This is a genomic window from Cupriavidus sp. BIC8F (assembly GCF_032465815.1).
GTDB lineage: Bacteria > Pseudomonadota > Gammaproteobacteria > Burkholderiales > Burkholderiaceae > Cupriavidus > Cupriavidus necator.
The window spans coordinates 2,538,790-2,554,034 of sequence record NZ_CP136095.1; the positions used below are offsets into that span (position 1 = coordinate 2,538,790).

The 15,245-nt window shown below is 69.7% G+C and carries 13 protein-coding genes; all 13 read right to left on the bottom strand.

From position 1 onward, the window contains the following. Positions 1–206: 206 nt before the first annotated feature. Positions 207–998 (bottom strand): SDR family oxidoreductase, encoded by a 792-nt coding sequence (locus RS901_RS31695; protein ID WP_316154550.1) that lies wholly within the window; start codon positions 996–998, stop codon positions 207–209. A 25-nt stretch (positions 999–1,023) separates the two neighbouring features. Beyond that, entirely contained in the window at positions 1,024–2,124 is a 1,101-nt protein-coding gene (locus RS901_RS31700; protein ID WP_316154552.1) for a Rieske 2Fe-2S domain-containing protein, read from the bottom strand. Positions 2,125–2,199: 75 nt separating this feature from the next. Next, a complete protein-coding gene (locus RS901_RS31705; protein WP_410054245.1) occupies positions 2,200–3,393 on the bottom strand; it encodes an NADH:flavin oxidoreductase in 1,194 nt (397 codons plus the stop codon). Positions 3,394–3,464: 71 nt separating this feature from the next. Beyond that, entirely contained in the window at positions 3,465–5,906 is a 2,442-nt protein-coding gene (locus RS901_RS31710; RefSeq protein WP_316154555.1) for an efflux RND transporter permease subunit, read from the bottom strand. A 38-nt stretch (positions 5,907–5,944) separates the two neighbouring features. Continuing rightward, positions 5,945–6,919, bottom strand: coding sequence for a WD40/YVTN/BNR-like repeat-containing protein (locus RS901_RS31715; RefSeq protein ID WP_316154556.1), 975 nt, complete (start codon positions 6,917–6,919; stop codon positions 5,945–5,947). A gap of 70 nt (positions 6,920–6,989) precedes the next feature. Further along, entirely contained in the window at positions 6,990–8,192 is a 1,203-nt protein-coding gene (locus tag RS901_RS31720) for an acetyl-CoA C-acyltransferase (RefSeq protein WP_316154557.1), read from the bottom strand. Positions 8,193–8,205: 13 nt separating this feature from the next. Then, positions 8,206–8,661 carry a MaoC family dehydratase gene (locus RS901_RS31725; protein WP_316154558.1) on the bottom strand — a complete coding sequence of 152 codons (456 nt, stop codon included), beginning with the start codon at positions 8,659–8,661 and terminating at the stop codon, positions 8,206–8,208. A gap of 243 nt (positions 8,662–8,904) precedes the next feature. Next, complete coding sequence (locus RS901_RS31730) at positions 8,905–9,708, bottom strand: SDR family oxidoreductase (protein WP_316154560.1); 804 nt, start codon at positions 9,706–9,708, stop codon at positions 8,905–8,907. Then, positions 9,705–10,907 carry an acyl-CoA dehydrogenase family protein gene (locus tag RS901_RS31735; protein ID WP_316154563.1) on the bottom strand — a complete coding sequence of 401 codons (1,203 nt, stop codon included), beginning with the start codon at positions 10,905–10,907 and terminating at the stop codon, positions 9,705–9,707. The genes RS901_RS31730 and RS901_RS31735 overlap by 4 nt, the downstream gene beginning before the upstream one ends. Next, positions 10,904–12,067, bottom strand: coding sequence for an acyl-CoA dehydrogenase family protein (locus RS901_RS31740; RefSeq protein WP_316154565.1), 1,164 nt, complete (start codon positions 12,065–12,067; stop codon positions 10,904–10,906). The genes RS901_RS31735 and RS901_RS31740 overlap by 4 nt, the downstream gene beginning before the upstream one ends. An 11-nt stretch (positions 12,068–12,078) precedes the next feature. Next, positions 12,079–12,963 carry an SDR family oxidoreductase gene (locus tag RS901_RS31745; RefSeq protein ID WP_316154567.1) on the bottom strand — a complete coding sequence of 295 codons (885 nt, stop codon included), beginning with the start codon at positions 12,961–12,963 and terminating at the stop codon, positions 12,079–12,081. 10 nt (positions 12,964–12,973) lie between these two features. Next, positions 12,974–14,125, bottom strand: a complete 1,152-nt coding sequence (locus RS901_RS31750) for an acetyl-CoA C-acetyltransferase (protein WP_316154569.1) — start codon at positions 14,123–14,125, stop codon at positions 12,974–12,976. Positions 14,126–14,145: 20 nt separating this feature from the next. Continuing rightward, the gene (locus RS901_RS31755) at positions 14,146–15,225 is read right to left on the bottom strand and encodes an acyl-CoA dehydrogenase family protein (protein ID WP_316154571.1); all 1,080 of its coding nucleotides are present in this window, start codon (positions 15,223–15,225) and stop codon (positions 14,146–14,148) included. Positions 15,226–15,245 lie beyond the last annotated feature (20 nt).

Here is a 15,245-nt window from a genome sequence, read left to right on the forward strand (position 1 = left end):
GGGGGTTTTTACATGGCAAAGCCCAGCCGCTCCGATTGCAACCCGGGCTGCGCCCGTTGCGTCTATCTCAGAAAGGAAGCCCTGTATCCCGGCGAACGCAAGCGCCGGATGAAGGATGATGTCGGGGTCGCGTAAGTCCGGAACGCCATCGAATAAAAATGGGGCATCCGCCGCGGCTCGCGGCGGATGCCCCATTGGCCAGGAGATCAGAAGTTCAGCGGTCGCTGCGCGGCATCCAGGCCGCCATCGATGAACACCACGTTGCCATGGATGTAGGCAGCCTGCGGCCCGCACAGGAACGCGATCAGCGCGGCCACTTCCTCAGGCTGCGCGCGCCGCCCCAACGGCGGCAGGAAATCGCGGATGGCGTCGCCATAGCGCGGATCCTTCAGGCCGGCCTGCAGCAGCGGCGTTTCCACCGCGCCCGGCGCGACCACGTTGAGGCGCACGCCGGCCTGGCCCCACGCGGCAGCACGTTGCCGCGCGGCCGCCGCCACCGCATGCTTGGAACTGGCATAGGCGATATAGCCAGCCTGGTCCCGGGTGACTTCCGCCGCCGCGGCGGCTGCCACCATCGCGCGCACGCCGGTCTCGTCGCCGGCAAGGTAGGCATCACGCAGCGGGCTGCCCTCCCAGGACTGAAGCGTGGCCGAACTGGACGACACCACCACGGCGCACGGATCCGAGCCCTGGCGCAGCGCCTCGAACAGACCATCCAGCAGCCCTATCACGCCGAAGTAGTTGACCGATGCCACCAGCGTGGCGGGTTCGACATGCGGGCCCAGGCCAGCACAGCAGATCAGCTGGTCGATGCGGCCGCCTGACCGCGACAGTACGGCGTCGATTGCGGCAGCGCGGCCCTGCTGGCTGGACAGGTCGGCAAGGATGTCGGCATCGCGCAGGTCGATGCCGATGACCCGGCAGCCGTCCGCGAGCATGCGCTGGCGCACGGCCGCGCCCATGCCGGACGCGGCTCCGGTAATGACTACGGTTTTCATGTGTTGGGTTCGGTGACGGTGTCGGTCAGGCCTCGAACACATGCCGCAGCGCCGGCGGCTCGATGTTGCCCGGGTTCAGCTCAAAGGTGCGCCGCGCCACGCTGGACGGCCGCACCTGTTCCACGTCGGTGTAGAACTGCTGGTACCAGTCACGCATCTGGTAGATCGGCCCGTCGCCTTCGCACAGCAGCGGGTTGTCGATGCGGATCTTGCTGTCCCAGATCGCCACGTCCTCGTAGAAGGCCTGTTTGGCCTGTTCCACATAGGCTTGCGCCATGGCACGGTTCTGTTCCTCGGACAGCCCCGGGATCTTCTTCACCAGCACGCCGTAGCGCAGCGCGAAGCTGTTGAGGTCGATCGGCACGTGGCAGTTGAGCAGGATCGAGTGGATCTGCTGGTCGCCCATCTGTCCGCTCATCTCGGTGATGTGGTACGCGGGCCCGAAGTACGTGGACAGCGCCGTCAGCTGCGCATCGCCCGAGAGCCGGGCACTGCGCCCGATCATCAGCTGCGTGGCCTTGTGGTCTTCGAACAGGTTGGCAAAGTAGTCCACCGGCGCGCCATGGACCGTGCCGAAATGCGCCATGTCAGAGATATTGTCGACCAGCTCGCGGCAATTGGTGCGGATCAGCATCTCGTCGATGGCCCAGTCCGACCACTCCGATGAGAAGCAGGCTTCGATGCGCGGAATCGCCACCTCGCGGGGCGCCGGGCGGCCTTCGGGATCGTGCCAGATAAAGAGCAGCCGGTTCTGCTCGCAGGTCTCCCAGGCGCCGACGCGGGCCTTGGGCGGCACCCGCTTGCAGTAGGGAATGGACTTGCAGCCGCCGTCGCCACCCCACTGCCAGCCGTGGAACGGGCAGACCAGGTTGTCGCCCTGCACGGTGCCGGTGCTCAAGTCTGCGCCCATATGCGGACAGTAGCCGTCGATCACGCGAATCGCGCCGGTGGAGTCGGCAAACGCCGCCAGGCGCCGGCCGAAGATATTCAGCGTGTGCGGCACGCCGTCGCGGTAGCCATCGGCCAGGCCGAGGCAATGCCAGCCGCGCGCGTAGCGGGCCTCGGGCGGGCGTGATTCGATCTTGTAGCCGGCCTTGTAGCCAGTCTGGTTGCCGTCAGCGGTCATGGCGTCTGTCTCCTTGAATTCCCGTGGGACCTTCAAGATAAGAGCGTCTGGCCGGCGGCTCATCGTCCCATCGGACTACTGCAGCACGGCAATTCGCGTCAGCGCCGGATCATTGCCGGGGCCGTGCACGCAACTGACGCCGGCCGGATCGTAGATCCGGGCCACGCAGCCATTGCAGCTGTCACAGGCCGAATGCGCCACCGCGCCGCTGCGCCAGCTGGCGACCAGCGCGGGATCGTGGATCAGCGCGCGCGCCAGCGCGACACAGTCGAAGCCCTCTTCCATCAGCTGCGCGACATTGCCGATCGACTTGACGCCGCCGATATAGGCCAGCGGCATGCGCACCGCCTGCCGCACCACGCGCGACGCCTCCAGGAAGTACAGCTCGCGAAAGGCCAGCGCGCGCGGCGTACGCTTTTCCAGCATGGTGATGCCGAAGCGCGCCACCGCGGTCGGCGCGGCGGCCTTCATCTGCGCCGTGGGCATGGGGCTGCCGAACAGCGCCCACGGGCTCTCCACGTTGCGCCCGCCGCTAAGCGTCAGCAGGTCGGCGCCTTCCGCCTCCAGCAGGCGTGCGGTCACAGCGGAATCCGCGGGTTCGTTGCCGCCCGGCACGCCGTCGCTGACGCTCAGCTTGCAGCAGACCGCCAGCTTGGCGCCGACCGCGTCCTTCACCTGGCGCAGCACCGCGGCCGGAAAGCGGGTGCGGTTCTCCACGCTGCCGCCGAACGCATCGCGCCGCCGGTTGCTCAGCGGCGACAGGAACTGGTTGAGCAGGTAGCCGTGCCCCATGTGGATTTCCACCGCATCGAAGCCGGCTTCGCGCGCCAGCCGCGCCGCCGCGGCAAACTGGCCGGCAACGCGTGCCATGTCCGCCTCGCGCATGGCACGCTGGAAATACACGCCATGCAGCATGCCAAAGGCATTGAGTCCGGACGAAGCACTGCCCGGCGCGCGGCTGCCGCCGTGGCGCATGGTGGTGAACGAGCCCGCATGGGTGAGCTGCAGGCAGGCCGCCGCGCCTTCGCGATGCACGGCATCGGTCAGCACGCGCAGGTGCGCAACCTGCTCCGGGCGCATGCTGAGCTGGTGCGAAAAGGTCAGGCCGTCGTCGGCCACCGCCGCATACGCCACCGTGGTCATGCCCACGCCGCCCGCGGCAAGCTCGCGGTGGTGCCTGACCAGCGCCTGGGTCGGCAGGCCATGCGGCGTCATGCCCTCGTTGGCGCCGGCCTTGATCAAGCGGTTGCGCAGCGTGAGCGGGCCGATGCGGACCGGCGTGAATGCCGCCGCCGCCCAAGCCTGGTTATCGTGCATGCTGTCTCTCCGGGCCATCGGCCCTATACCACGTCGGATTTCAGGGCGTGCGCCGGCGGCACCGCCTCGCCGCGCGCGGCGCCACCGGCACCACCGGCGGCCACGCGCGCACGCTCTTCTTCCTCCACCCCCAGCCACGCAGCAAGCGCCGGCAGCAACGATACGGCACCGAACAGGTTCACCAGGAACATGAAGGCCAGCAGGATCCCCATGTCGGCCTGGAACTTGAGCGCGGCAAAGGCCCAGGTGCCCACGCCGATGCACATCGTCAGCGCCGTGAAAAGCGCCGCCGAGCCGCGCTGGCGCATGGCCTCGGCAAAGGCCTGCGGCAAGGCCTGCCCTTCCTCGCGGATCTGGTGCTGGATGCGCTCATACAGGTAGATGCCGTAGTCCACGCCAACGCCCACGCCCAGCGTGATGACCGGCAGCGTCGACACCTTCAGCCCGATGCCAAGCCGCGCCATCAGCGCATTGCACAGCACCGACACCAGCGTCAGCGGCACGATGATGCACAGCACCGCGCGCCACGAGCGGAACGTCAGCAGGCACAGCAGCGTGATCGCGCCGAAGATCGACAGCAGCATCGTCACTTCGGCTTCCTCCACGGCCTCATTGGTGGCCGCCATCACGCCGATATTGCCGCCCGCCAGGCGGAACGCCACGTTGGGGGTCTTGTCAGCGGCAGTGAAGCGGCGGATCTCGCGGATGATGTGGGCGATGGTGGCGCCCTCGTGGTTGGCGGTGTAGATCAGCACCTGGATGGCCTGGCAGTTCGAGGTATTCATGCCGTTGTCCGGGTCGAAGGCCTTGGCACCCTGGCTCAGGCCCTCGCTGCTGCGCGGTAGCGCCTCCCAGCGCGGGTTGCCCTCGTTGTAGGCGCCGATCACCACCTTCGCCAGTGACGACACGCTCACCACCGACTGCACGCCGGACACGCCGCGCATATGCATCTCGAAGCGTTCCACCGCACTCATCACCGGGTAGTGCAGGCAACCGTCGTCGAAGCCGGTGGGTTCCACCACCACGGTCAGCGCATCCGAGCCGATGTTGTACTGGCTCACCACACTGGCGCTGTCGCGGTTATAGCGCGAATCCGCGCGCAGTTCCGGTGCGCCGCTGCCGACATCGCCGATCTTCAGGCCGCGCGAATCGATGGCGCCGGCCGCCAGCAGCGCGAGCGCCGCCACGAACACGCCCAGCGCCGGTCCCGGGCGCGCCAGCGCGCCGAACTTCTGCCACAGCCCGCCGGTTCCCTGCGCGCGCCGGGCCTGCGCCGATGCCAGCGCCGACGGCTCCAGCCGCGTGTACGACAGCAGGATCGGCAGGAACACCTTGTTGGTCACGATCATCAGCAGCACGCCCAGGCACGCCGTGATGCCAAGCTCGCGCACGATGTCGATCTCGATGCGCATGATGACCATGAACCCGAGCGCGTTGGTCAGCAGCGCGACCGTGCCGGGGATGAACAGCTTGCGGAAGGCCGCGCTGGCGCTGTCCAGGGCATTGTGCCCCTGCACAACCTCTTGCTTCCAGGCATTGGTCATCTGCACCGCGTGCGAGACCCCGATCGAAAAGATCAGGAACGGCACCAGGATCGACATCGGGTCGATGCCGTAGCCCAGCAGCGGCAGCAGGCCCAGCAGCCAGGCCACGGGCAACAGCGCCACCACCAGCGACAGCAGCGTGATGCGCAGCGAGCGCGTGTACAGCCACAGCAGCAGCGCGGTCACGGCGAAGGCCAGCGCGAAGAAGCCCATCACGCCGGCGATGCCCTCTTCCACATCGCCCACCAGCTTGGCAAAGCCGACGATATTGACTTCGACGTCGGTGCCGCTGAATTCCCCGCGAATCTTCTCCAGCTGGCGCGCGACCGAACCGTAGTCGATGGTCTTGCCGGTGGCCGGATCAGTCTCGCGCAATTCCGCGCGGATCAGCGCGGACCTCAGGTCGTTGCTGACCAGGCGGCCGATCTGGCCGGAGCGCGCCACGTTGCGGCGCACCTTGTCGAGCTCGGCTGGCGTGCCGGAGAAGCGTCCCGGCACCACCACGTCGCCGCGAAAGCCCGCCTCCGTCACCTCCGTGTAGCGCACATTGGGCGTGAACAGCGAAAACACGCGCGAGCGGTCCACGCCGGGAATGAAGAACACGTCATCGGTGGCGCGGCGCAGCTTGTCCATGAAGGCCGCGTTATAGATATCGCCGTCACCCTTCCAGCGCAGGCTCAGCAGCACCGTATTGGCACCGGAGAAGGTGCTCGCGTACTTGGTGAACACCTGCATGTACGGGTGCTGCAGCGGGATCATCTTGTTGAAGCCGGGATCGAGCCGCAGCCGCGTGGCCGAGACGCCCAGCGCCACGGTCACGGCCAGGCACAGCACCAGCAGCAGGCGGCGCCGGTGCATCAGCAGGCTGGCGCAGGCATCGACAAGGCGGCCCAGGCGGCCGGAGGAATGGGGGCGGTTCATGATCGTTCTCGCATTCGGTAAGCCAGGGTCAGGCAGGGTCAGCGGGGGTTGGCGGCGAGCGTGGCGCCGGCAAGGCCGCCATTGCCGCCCAGCGCCAGCGTGTCCTTGCCGGCAGGGGCCAGCGCGGCCAGGGTCTGCGGGCTGCCGGCGGGCAGGGCGGTGAAGTGGCGCCCGCCGTCGGCGGACATCACCAGCGTGCCACCCTGCCCGGCCAGCACGATGCGGCCATCGGGCAGCTCGACGCCGCCAAAGAACGAGGTCTTGAGGCCAGTGTCCGCGGCCTGCCAGGTGGCGCCGAAGTCCTCGCTGCGCAAGGCGTTGCCGCGCATGCCAAAGGCCAGCCACGCCCCGTCGCGCAGCGGCTGCACGCCGTACAGCGAACCCTCGTAGGGGGACTTCACCACTTCCCAGCGGCTGCCGCCGTCGGGCGAGCGCAGCACCAGGCCGGCTTCGCCGACCAGCATCAGGCGTCCCTGCCCATCGCCGGCGATGCCGTTGAGGTGGCGGTCCTGCATGGCCCCGTTGGCGTTGCGGGCGGCCGCCTCCCAGTGCCTGCCCTGGTCGCGCGAGACCAGGAAGCGGCCAAAGCTGCCGACCGCGAACCATGGGCCGCCCGCCTGCGCCCAGGCGCCCAGCAGCGGATCGGACGAGCGCGCGTCGAAGGCCACCTGCTGCCAGTGGGCACCGCCGTCTTCGGTGCGCAGGATCCAGCCGCTGTGCCCGACCGCCATGCCGTGGCGGCTGTCGGCAAAGGCCACCTGGGTCAGCGCGGCGCCTTGCGGATGATCCACGACGGCCGTGCGCCAGTTGCCGCCCTGGTCGTCGCTGAACAGGATCTGGCCGCGCTCGCCCACTGCCACCAGGCGCTCGCCGGCGCGCGCAATGCCGTTGACCTGCAGGCCGTCCGGGCGCAGCGTCGTGGCCGCGAACGGCGGCAGCGGGCGCGGCGCGAAGGCCCATACCGCGGTGGCCAGCACGGCCAGCGACATGGCGACGCCGATCAGTCGTTTCATGATGTCTCCTCCGGTTGGAGTGATGGCAGGCGGCCTCGTTGCGGGCCGGTCCCTGCAGGGCGGCTTGTGATTACAGAACGTCGAACAGCGCGGCGGCGCCCATGCCGCCGCCGATGCACATGGTCACCACCGCCTGCTGCACGCCGCGGCGCCGGCCTTCAATCAGTGCATGCGCGGTCATGCGCGCACCCGACATGCCGAACGGATGGCCGATCGAGATCGCGCCGCCGTTGACGTTCAGGCGAGCATCCGGGATGCCCAGCTTCTGCTGGCAATACAGCACCTGGCAGGCAAAGGCCTCGTTCAGCTCCCACAGGCCCACGTCGGCCACCGTCATGCCATGGCGCGCGAGCAGCCTGGGCACGGCGAACACCGGGCCGATCCCCATCTCGTCCGGCGCGCAGCCCGCCACCACCATGCCGCGGTAGCGGCCCAGCGGGCGCAGGCCGCGGCGGCGGGCCTCGTCGGCGCTCATCAGCAGCACCGCGGCGGCGCCGTCCGACAGTTGCGAAGCATTGCCGGCGGTGATGTGCTCGCCGGCGGCCACAGCCTGTCCGCCGCCCCAGACCGGCTTCAGCGCCTCCAGGCTGCTGGCCGTGGTATCCGGCCGGTTGCATTCGTCGTGCGCAAGCCGCACGGTCTCGTGGCCGGTCAGCGTGCCGGCCTTGTCGAACAGCGCGCGGCGCGTTTCCAGCGGCACGATCTCGTCGTCGAAGGCCCCGCGCCGCTGCGCCTCGGCGGTGCGCTGCTGGCTGCGCCAGGCATAGGCATCCTGCTCGGCGCGGCTGATGCCATAGCGGCGCGCCACCACCTCGGCGGTCTCGATCATCGCCATGTAGGCTGCCGGCTGCCGCGCCAGCACCGCTTCGGACTGGGCGCGGTAGCTGTTCTTGTGCCTGGTCTGCGTCAGCGAGATGGATTCCGCGCCGCCGGCGACGATGATGTCGGCCTCGCCGCACTGGATCGCGCGGGCGCCCGCCGCGATCGTCATCAGGCCCGAGCCGCACATGCGGTCCAAGGTCATGCCGGGCACGCTGTCCGGCAAGCCGGCTGCCACCGCGCACAGGCGGCCCAGGTTGTAGCCCTGGGTGCCCTGCTGCGCGGCCGCGCCGATCAGCACATCTTCCACCTCGGACGGATCCACGCCGGCGCGCCCCACCACCGCGCGCACCACGTGGCCGCCCAGCACCGGGGCCTCGGTGTCGTTGAAGGCACCGCGGAAGGCCTTGCCGATCGGTGTGCGCGCGACGGCGACAATGACTGCTTCTTTCATTCTGGATTCCTGTTCAGAAGTAATAGCGGCTGATGGTCTCGGCCACGCAGGCCGGCTTGTCCCCGCCTTCGATTTCCACGGTCATGCGCACCACCGACTGCACGCCGCCCTGCAAGGTTTCTGCGCGCACCAGTTCCCCCACCCCGCGCACGCGCGCGCCGACGCGCACCGGCGCCGGGAAGCGCACCTTGTCGCAGCCGTAGTTGACGCCCCACTTCATGTCTTCGACCGTGACCAGCTCCGGCAGGAACTGGTTGACCAGCGCCAGCGTCAGGTAGCCGTGCGCGATGCAGGCGCCGTATGGGCCCTGCGCGGCGCGCTCAGGGTCCACGTGCAGCCACTGGTGGTCGCCGGTGGCATTGGCGAACTGGTTGACCTGTTCCTGGGTGATCTGCGTCCAGGCGCTCTCGCCAAGGCGCTGGCCGACGGCGGCGTGGATGTCTTCGGCGGAACGAAAGATTCTTGGCATTGCTGTTCCCTGTGTTACCTGACCTGCCGGTCCGACTTGCCGACAAGCCTCCCGTCCCGCTTGTTTGCTCCCCTCTCCCGCTTGCGGGAGAGGGGCCGGGGGAGAGGGCCGGCGCTGGCATACCGACGCGCTTCACTTCGTGGAAACTCCGGCCCTCTCCCCCACCCCTCTCCCACTTCGCGGGAGAGGGGAGCCTTTGCGAAGGGCGGTGGCAAGCGCCAGCGCTTTCACATACCGCCGGCTTCAAGCCCGCTGGCTGCTCACCGGCAGCACCTCGCCCGTCATGTACGAGGCATAGTCGCTGGCCAGGAACACCATCACATTGGCCACCTCCCACACCTCGGCCGCGCGCCCGAAGGCCTCGCGCTCGCTGAGCTGGCGCAGCAGGTCGGCCGGCGCCGACTTCTTCAGGAAGTCGTGCAGCGCGATGCTGGGCGCCACCGCATTGATGCGCACGCCAAATTCAGCGGCCTCCATCGCGCTGCAGCGCGTCAGCGCCATCACCCCGGCCTTGGCCGCGGCGTAGTGCGACTGCTCCTTCTGCGCACGCCAGCCCAGCACCGAGGCGTTGTTGACGATGGCGCCGCGCCGGCGCGCCTGCATGTGCGGCAACATCGCACGCGTCATGCGGAAGGTGCCCGTGAGGGAAATATCGATCACGCGCGACCACTCGGCATCGTCCATATCAACTAGGCGGCGCGAGCCGCCCAGGCCGGCGTTGTTGATCAGCACGTCGGTGCCGCCCAAAACTTCTTCGGCGGCGGCCACAAGTGCGCGCACCTGCGCTTCATCCGACACATCGCAAAGCTGGCCATGGATCGCCTGCAGGCCGGTTTCCGCGCGCAAGCGCCCGACCGCTTCGTCCAGCCGCTTCTGGTGGACGTCGGAGATCATCAGCGCGCGGCAGCCCTCCTCCGCGCAGCGGCGCGCGGCGGCAAAGCCGATGCCAGCGCCCGCCGCGGCGGTGATGAGCACGCTCTTGCCGGCGAGCAGCTGATGGCCGGGCACATAGGCCGGGGTGCTGGGGATTTCGGTGTTCAGGGTCATGGCTGTCCTCGTGCTTCGCGCGGCATGCCAAGGCCGCGTTCGGCGATGATGTTGAGCTGGATTTCGTTGGTGCCCGCGTAGATGGTGTCGGCGCGCGAGAACAGCGCCATCTGCTGCAGCCGCGTGCGGCGCGTGTCGCCGGCGTCCAGCACATTGGCCGGCGGGCCCAGCACGTCCAGCGCCAGCTGGCCCAGGTCGCGGTGCCAGTTGGACCAGTAGTACTTGTAGATCAGCGCCTCGCGCTGCAGCGCAGTGCCACCGTCCTGGCCTGCCTGCGCCGCGCCCGCCAGCATGCGCAGCGCATTGGCGCGCATCACGCGCAGGCCGGCCCAGGCGCGCGCAATGCGCTGGCGCACCAGCGCGTCGCGGCTGCTGCCGTTGTCGCGCGCGGCCTGCGCCACCCATTCCAGTTCGTGCGTGAACTGCATCTGCTGGCCCAGCGTGGAGATGCCGCGCTCAAAGCCCAGCAGCGCCATGGCGATGCTCCAGCCATCGCCGGGCGCGCCCAGCACATCGGCGGCGGCGGCACGCGCGCCGTCGAAGAACACCTCATTGAATTCGGCGCCGCCGCCCATCTGGCGGATCGGCCGGATCTCAATGCCGGGCTGGTCCAGCGGCAGCATCAGGAAGATCAGGCCCTTGCTGCCGCGCGAGCCGGGCTCGCAGCGCGCCAGCACGAAGATCCAGTCCGAATCGTGCGCGAGCGAGGTCCACACCTTCTGGCCGCTCACCAGCCAGTCGCCAGTGGCCGCATCGCGCTCCGCCCGCGTCCGCACATTGGCCAGGTCCGAGCCCGCCCCAGGCTCCGAATACCCCTGGCACCAGAACGTGGTGCCATCAAGGATGCCGGGCAGCAGGCGCGCCTTCTGGTCCTCGGTGCCGAAGGCGACCAGGGTCGGGCCGATCAGCCCCTCGCCGATATGGCCCATGCGGCCCGGTCCCCCTGCGCGCGCGTATTCCTCATGGAAGATCACCTGCTGCATGACCGGCAGCTCGCGCCCGCCATGCGCGCGCGGCCAGCCCAGGCCGGTCCAGCCGCCTTCGGCCAGCCGGCGCTCCCATGCCTTGCGCAGTTCGGGATAGGCCTCTTCGTCGCCGGGGCCGCCGCGGTGCTTCAGGCAGGCGAACTCGCCAGCCAGGTTGGCGGCCATCCACTGCGCGACTTCGGCGCGGAATGCCGCCTCGTGATTCGCTGTCATGCTGTCCTCCAGGCATGCGGGCCATTTGCTGCGAGATACGCCAGCGCCGCGCCGGCACCGCCCAGCCAGTGGCTGGCGGCCTGCGCGCGCTTGAAATAGAGCTGGGGGTCGTATTCCCAGGTGAAGCCGACACCGCCATGCAACTGGATGGCCTCCTGCGCGCAGAAGCGCAGGGCATCGTCGGCGGCCACGGATGCGGCGGCGATGTCGAGGCGGATGCCGGTCACATCCGTCACCTCGCTCGACTCCCACGCCTGCGCCGCGCCATACACCGCAGAGCGCGCCGCCTCGACCAGCACCATCATCTGCGCACAGCGGTGCTTGACCGCCTGGAACGAGGCGATGGCGCGCCCGAACTGGATCCGTTCCGATGCATAGGCCACGGTCAGGTCCAGGCATTGCTGGGCCGCGCCAAGCTGCTCCGCCGCCAGCATCAGCTTGCCGTGCCACCAGGCCTGGGCCAGGCCGAAGGCCGCCGCGTCCGCGCGCGCCAGGCAGGCACTGGCGGGCACGGGCAGTCCGTCCAGGCGCAGCGCGGCCAGCGGCCGCGTGCGGTCCAGCGTATCGAGCGGCGCCAGCATGAATCGCGCATCCTGTTCCAGCGCTGCCGGTTCCAGCAGGAACAGCGCAGGCACGCCGTCTTCGAGCCGGGCCGGCACCAGCAGCCAGTCGGCGCCAACAGCATCGGCCACCTGCGCGGCGCTGCCGCGCAGCACGAAGCCATCCGCGCCCGCCTGCGCGCCGATGGCGACGCCGTCGTACTGCCAGCCGCCATCGTCCGGCAGCACCGCGGCGGCACGAAGCTCGCCACAGGCCAGCCGTTCCAGCCACTGCGCGCTGCCATGCGGGCCCAGGCTGGCCTGCAGCCAGGGCGCGGTCACGCACACTGTGGACCAGAACGGCACGCAGGCCAGGCGCTGGCCCAGTTGTTCCTGCAGCAGCACCAGCCCGGGCGCGCCCAGGCCGGCGCCGCCCACGGCTTCGGGCAGCGCGATGCCGCACCAGCCGAGTTCGCCCGCGACCGCGTGCCACAGGGCCCCGTCGTGCCCCGGGCCTGCCTCGGTCACGCGCCGCACCGCCGCCGAATCGCTGTGCGCGGCGAGGTAGTCGCGCGCGCTGTCGCGAACCATCTGCTGTTCGACGCTAAGGGAGAAGTCCATGGCCGTCGCGCTCAGCTGCCGTAGACCGGCTGGGGCGCCTGCGCCTGCGCCAGCAGTTCCGCCACGGCTGCGCCCAGTTCGGCAGGCTGCCAGCGCGATCCCTTGTCGGTCTTGGGTCCGCTGCGCCAGCCGTCGGCCACCGAGACCATGCCGCCGGCCGCCTCGAACATGCGCCCGTTGACCTGCGCGGACGCGGCGCTGCCCAGCCACACCACCAGCGGCGCGACGTTGGCCGGGTCGTAGTAGTCAAAGCCGTCGGCCGGCGCCCGCATCATGTCCGCGAACACGTCTTCGGTCATGCCGGTGCGCGCCGCCGGCGCCAGCGCATTGGCGGTGATGCCATAGCGGCCCAGCTCGGCGGCCTGCACCAGCGTGAGCGCGGCAATGCCGGCCTTGGCGGCGGCGTAGTTGGACTGCCCGACCGAACCCTGCAGGCCCGCGCCGGAGCTGGTGTTGATGATGCGCGCATCGACGGCGCGGCCGGCCTTGGCGGCATCGCGCCAGCGTTTGGCGAGCAGGTTGGCCAGGCAGAAGTGGCCGCGCAGGTGCACACGCATGACGTCGTCCCAGTCCGCTTCGGTCAGGCTGACAAACATGCGGTCGCGGCAGATGCCGGCGTTGTTGACCAGCACGTGAACCTCGCCGAAGGCCTCGACCGCGGCATCGACGATGCGCTGCGCGGTGGCCAGCTGCGTGATGTCGTCAGCGCTGGCCAGCGCCGCGTTTGCATTCGCGCCGGCCGCACGGATCTCCGCGCAGACGGCCTCGGCCGCCTCGCGCCGGATGTCGTTGACGACCACATTGGCGCCCTCGGCGGCGAAGGCCAGCGCATAGGCGCGGCCCAGCCCGCCGCCGGCGCCGGTGATGATGACGGTGCGTGCGTCGCAGATTCCCATGGCGGTCTCCTTACAAGCGTTCGATGATGGTGACGTTGGCCAGGCCACCGCCTTCGCACATGGTCTGCAGGCCGTAGCGCCCGCCGGTGCGTTCCAGCTCATGCAGCAGCGTGGTCATCAGGCGCGCGCCGGTGGCGCCCAGCGGGTGGCCCAGTGCGATGGCGCCGCCGTTGGGGTTGGTGCGCTCGGCCGCGTAGCCAGTCTCGGCCAGCCACGCCATCGCCACCGAGGCGAACGCTTCATTGATCTCGACCACGTCGATATCGGCCAGGCGCAGGCCGCTGCGCTCCAGTGCGCGTTTGGTCGCAGGGATCGGCGCGGTCAGCATCCACAGCGGGTCGTCTCCCAGCACGCTCATATGCGCGATGCGCGCACGCGGCTTGAGCTGGTAGCGCTTGAGCGCGTCTTCCGAGACGATCAGCAGCGCGGCGGCGGCATCGGCGGTCTGGCTGGACACCGCGGCGGTCAGCGCACCGCCAGGCATCAGGGGCTCCAGCGCGGCCATCTTTGCCAGCGTGGTATCGGGGCGCGGAGTCTCGTCATGCTTCACGCCTTCGCACGGCACGATCTCACGCGCAAAGCGGCCGTCTTCGATGGCCGCAGCGGCGCGCCGGTGGCTTGCCAGCGCGTAGGCTTCCATGGCCTCGCGCGACAGCTTCCAGTGATCGGCAATGCGCTGCGCGGCATGGAACTGCGACACCGGCGCATCGCCAAAGCGTGCCTGCCAGCCCTTGCTGCCCGAGAACGGGTCGGCAAACCCCAGCGCCTGCCCGGCCAGCATGGCCGACGAGATCGGGATCTGCGTCATGGTCTGGACGCCGCCGGCGATCACCACGTCCTGCGTGCCGCTCATCACCGCCTGCGCGGCAAAGTGCACGGCCTGCTGCGAGGAGCCGCACTGGCGGTCCACGGTCACGCCCGGCACCGTCAGCGGCAGGCCGGCAGCCAGCCAAGCGCTGCGGGCAATATTGCCGGCCAGCGGGCCGATGGTGTCGACGCAGCCGAACACCACGTCGTCATAGTCTTCGGCGGGAATGCCGTTGCGGCGCACCAGTTCGGCCAGCACGAAGCCGCCCAGGTCGGCGCCATGCATGTGCGACAGTCCGCCCTTGCGGCGCCCGGTGGGCGTGCGCAGGGCATCAACGATATAGGCGTCTTTCATGGTCTTTGCTCTCTTTGGATTCAGGCGAAGGTGGCGCCGGCGCCGATGTCATGCGCGCCGTCAAGGATGTGCGCGCCCACGCGCGCCTTGTGGAAGGCACGGTCGCCCCAGCTTCCCGCCAGGGCCCAGGCCCGCTTGGTGAAGATCTGCAGGTCCAGTTCCCAGGTGTAGCCCATTGCGCCATGGACCTGGATGGCCTGGCGCGCCGCGCTCCACGCGCAGCGCGCGGCGGCCACGCGGGCGTGCGAGACATGCAGGCCCGCCTGCAGGTTCCGGTCGGGCAGGCCATGCGCCAGCGCGGCGGCGGCGCGCAGCAGCACCGGCCGGGCGAATTCAAGCTGGATCGCCACGTCGGCCAGCAGGTGCTTGACCGCCTGGTAGGCGCCGATGGCCTTTCCGAACTGCTTGCGCTGCGCGCTATAGTCGATCGCCAGGTCCAGCATGCGCTGGGTCAGGCCCAGCTGCTGCGCGGCCACGCCGAGCGCGCCGCGGTTCAGCGCACTGTCCCACAGGCCACCGCCGGACGGGATCAGCGCGGTATCCGCGGCCGGCGTCCACGCCAGCTCGAACAGACGGCGCGAAGGATCGAGCCCGGTGCGCGCCGTCAGCACGGCCTGGTCGGGCCGCAGCAGGTGCACGGCACCTTCGTGCGCGCACAGGATGGCGTCGGCCACATGGGCGTCGGCGACCAGCCGCTCTTGCGGATGCGCCACCGCCACGCGCGCATCGCCGGCGGCGATGCGCTCCAGCAGCGTGGCGCAGCGTTCGCGCGCCGAAGCGTTCGGCGCTGCCGCGAGCGCGTCGCGCAACAGCCCGGCCGCGACCAGCGCGGTGTCGAGCAAAGGCTCAGGCAGCGCAAAGTAGCCGCAGGCCTGCGCCAGCGGCGCCCATTCGACCTCACCCAGCCCCAGTCCGCCCTGCTCCTGCGGCACCATCACCGCGGTCAGGCCCTGGTTGGCAAGCTGGCGCCACAGCGCGTCGGAGCGGCCGGACTCGGTGGCCCACAGCTCGCGCGTCAGCTCGGGCGTCATCTCGGTCATCAGGAAGCGCCGGATCGCCTCGGCAAACTGTTCCTGCTCTTCGGTCAATGCGAAATCCATGGTGTTTTCCCCGGGTGCCG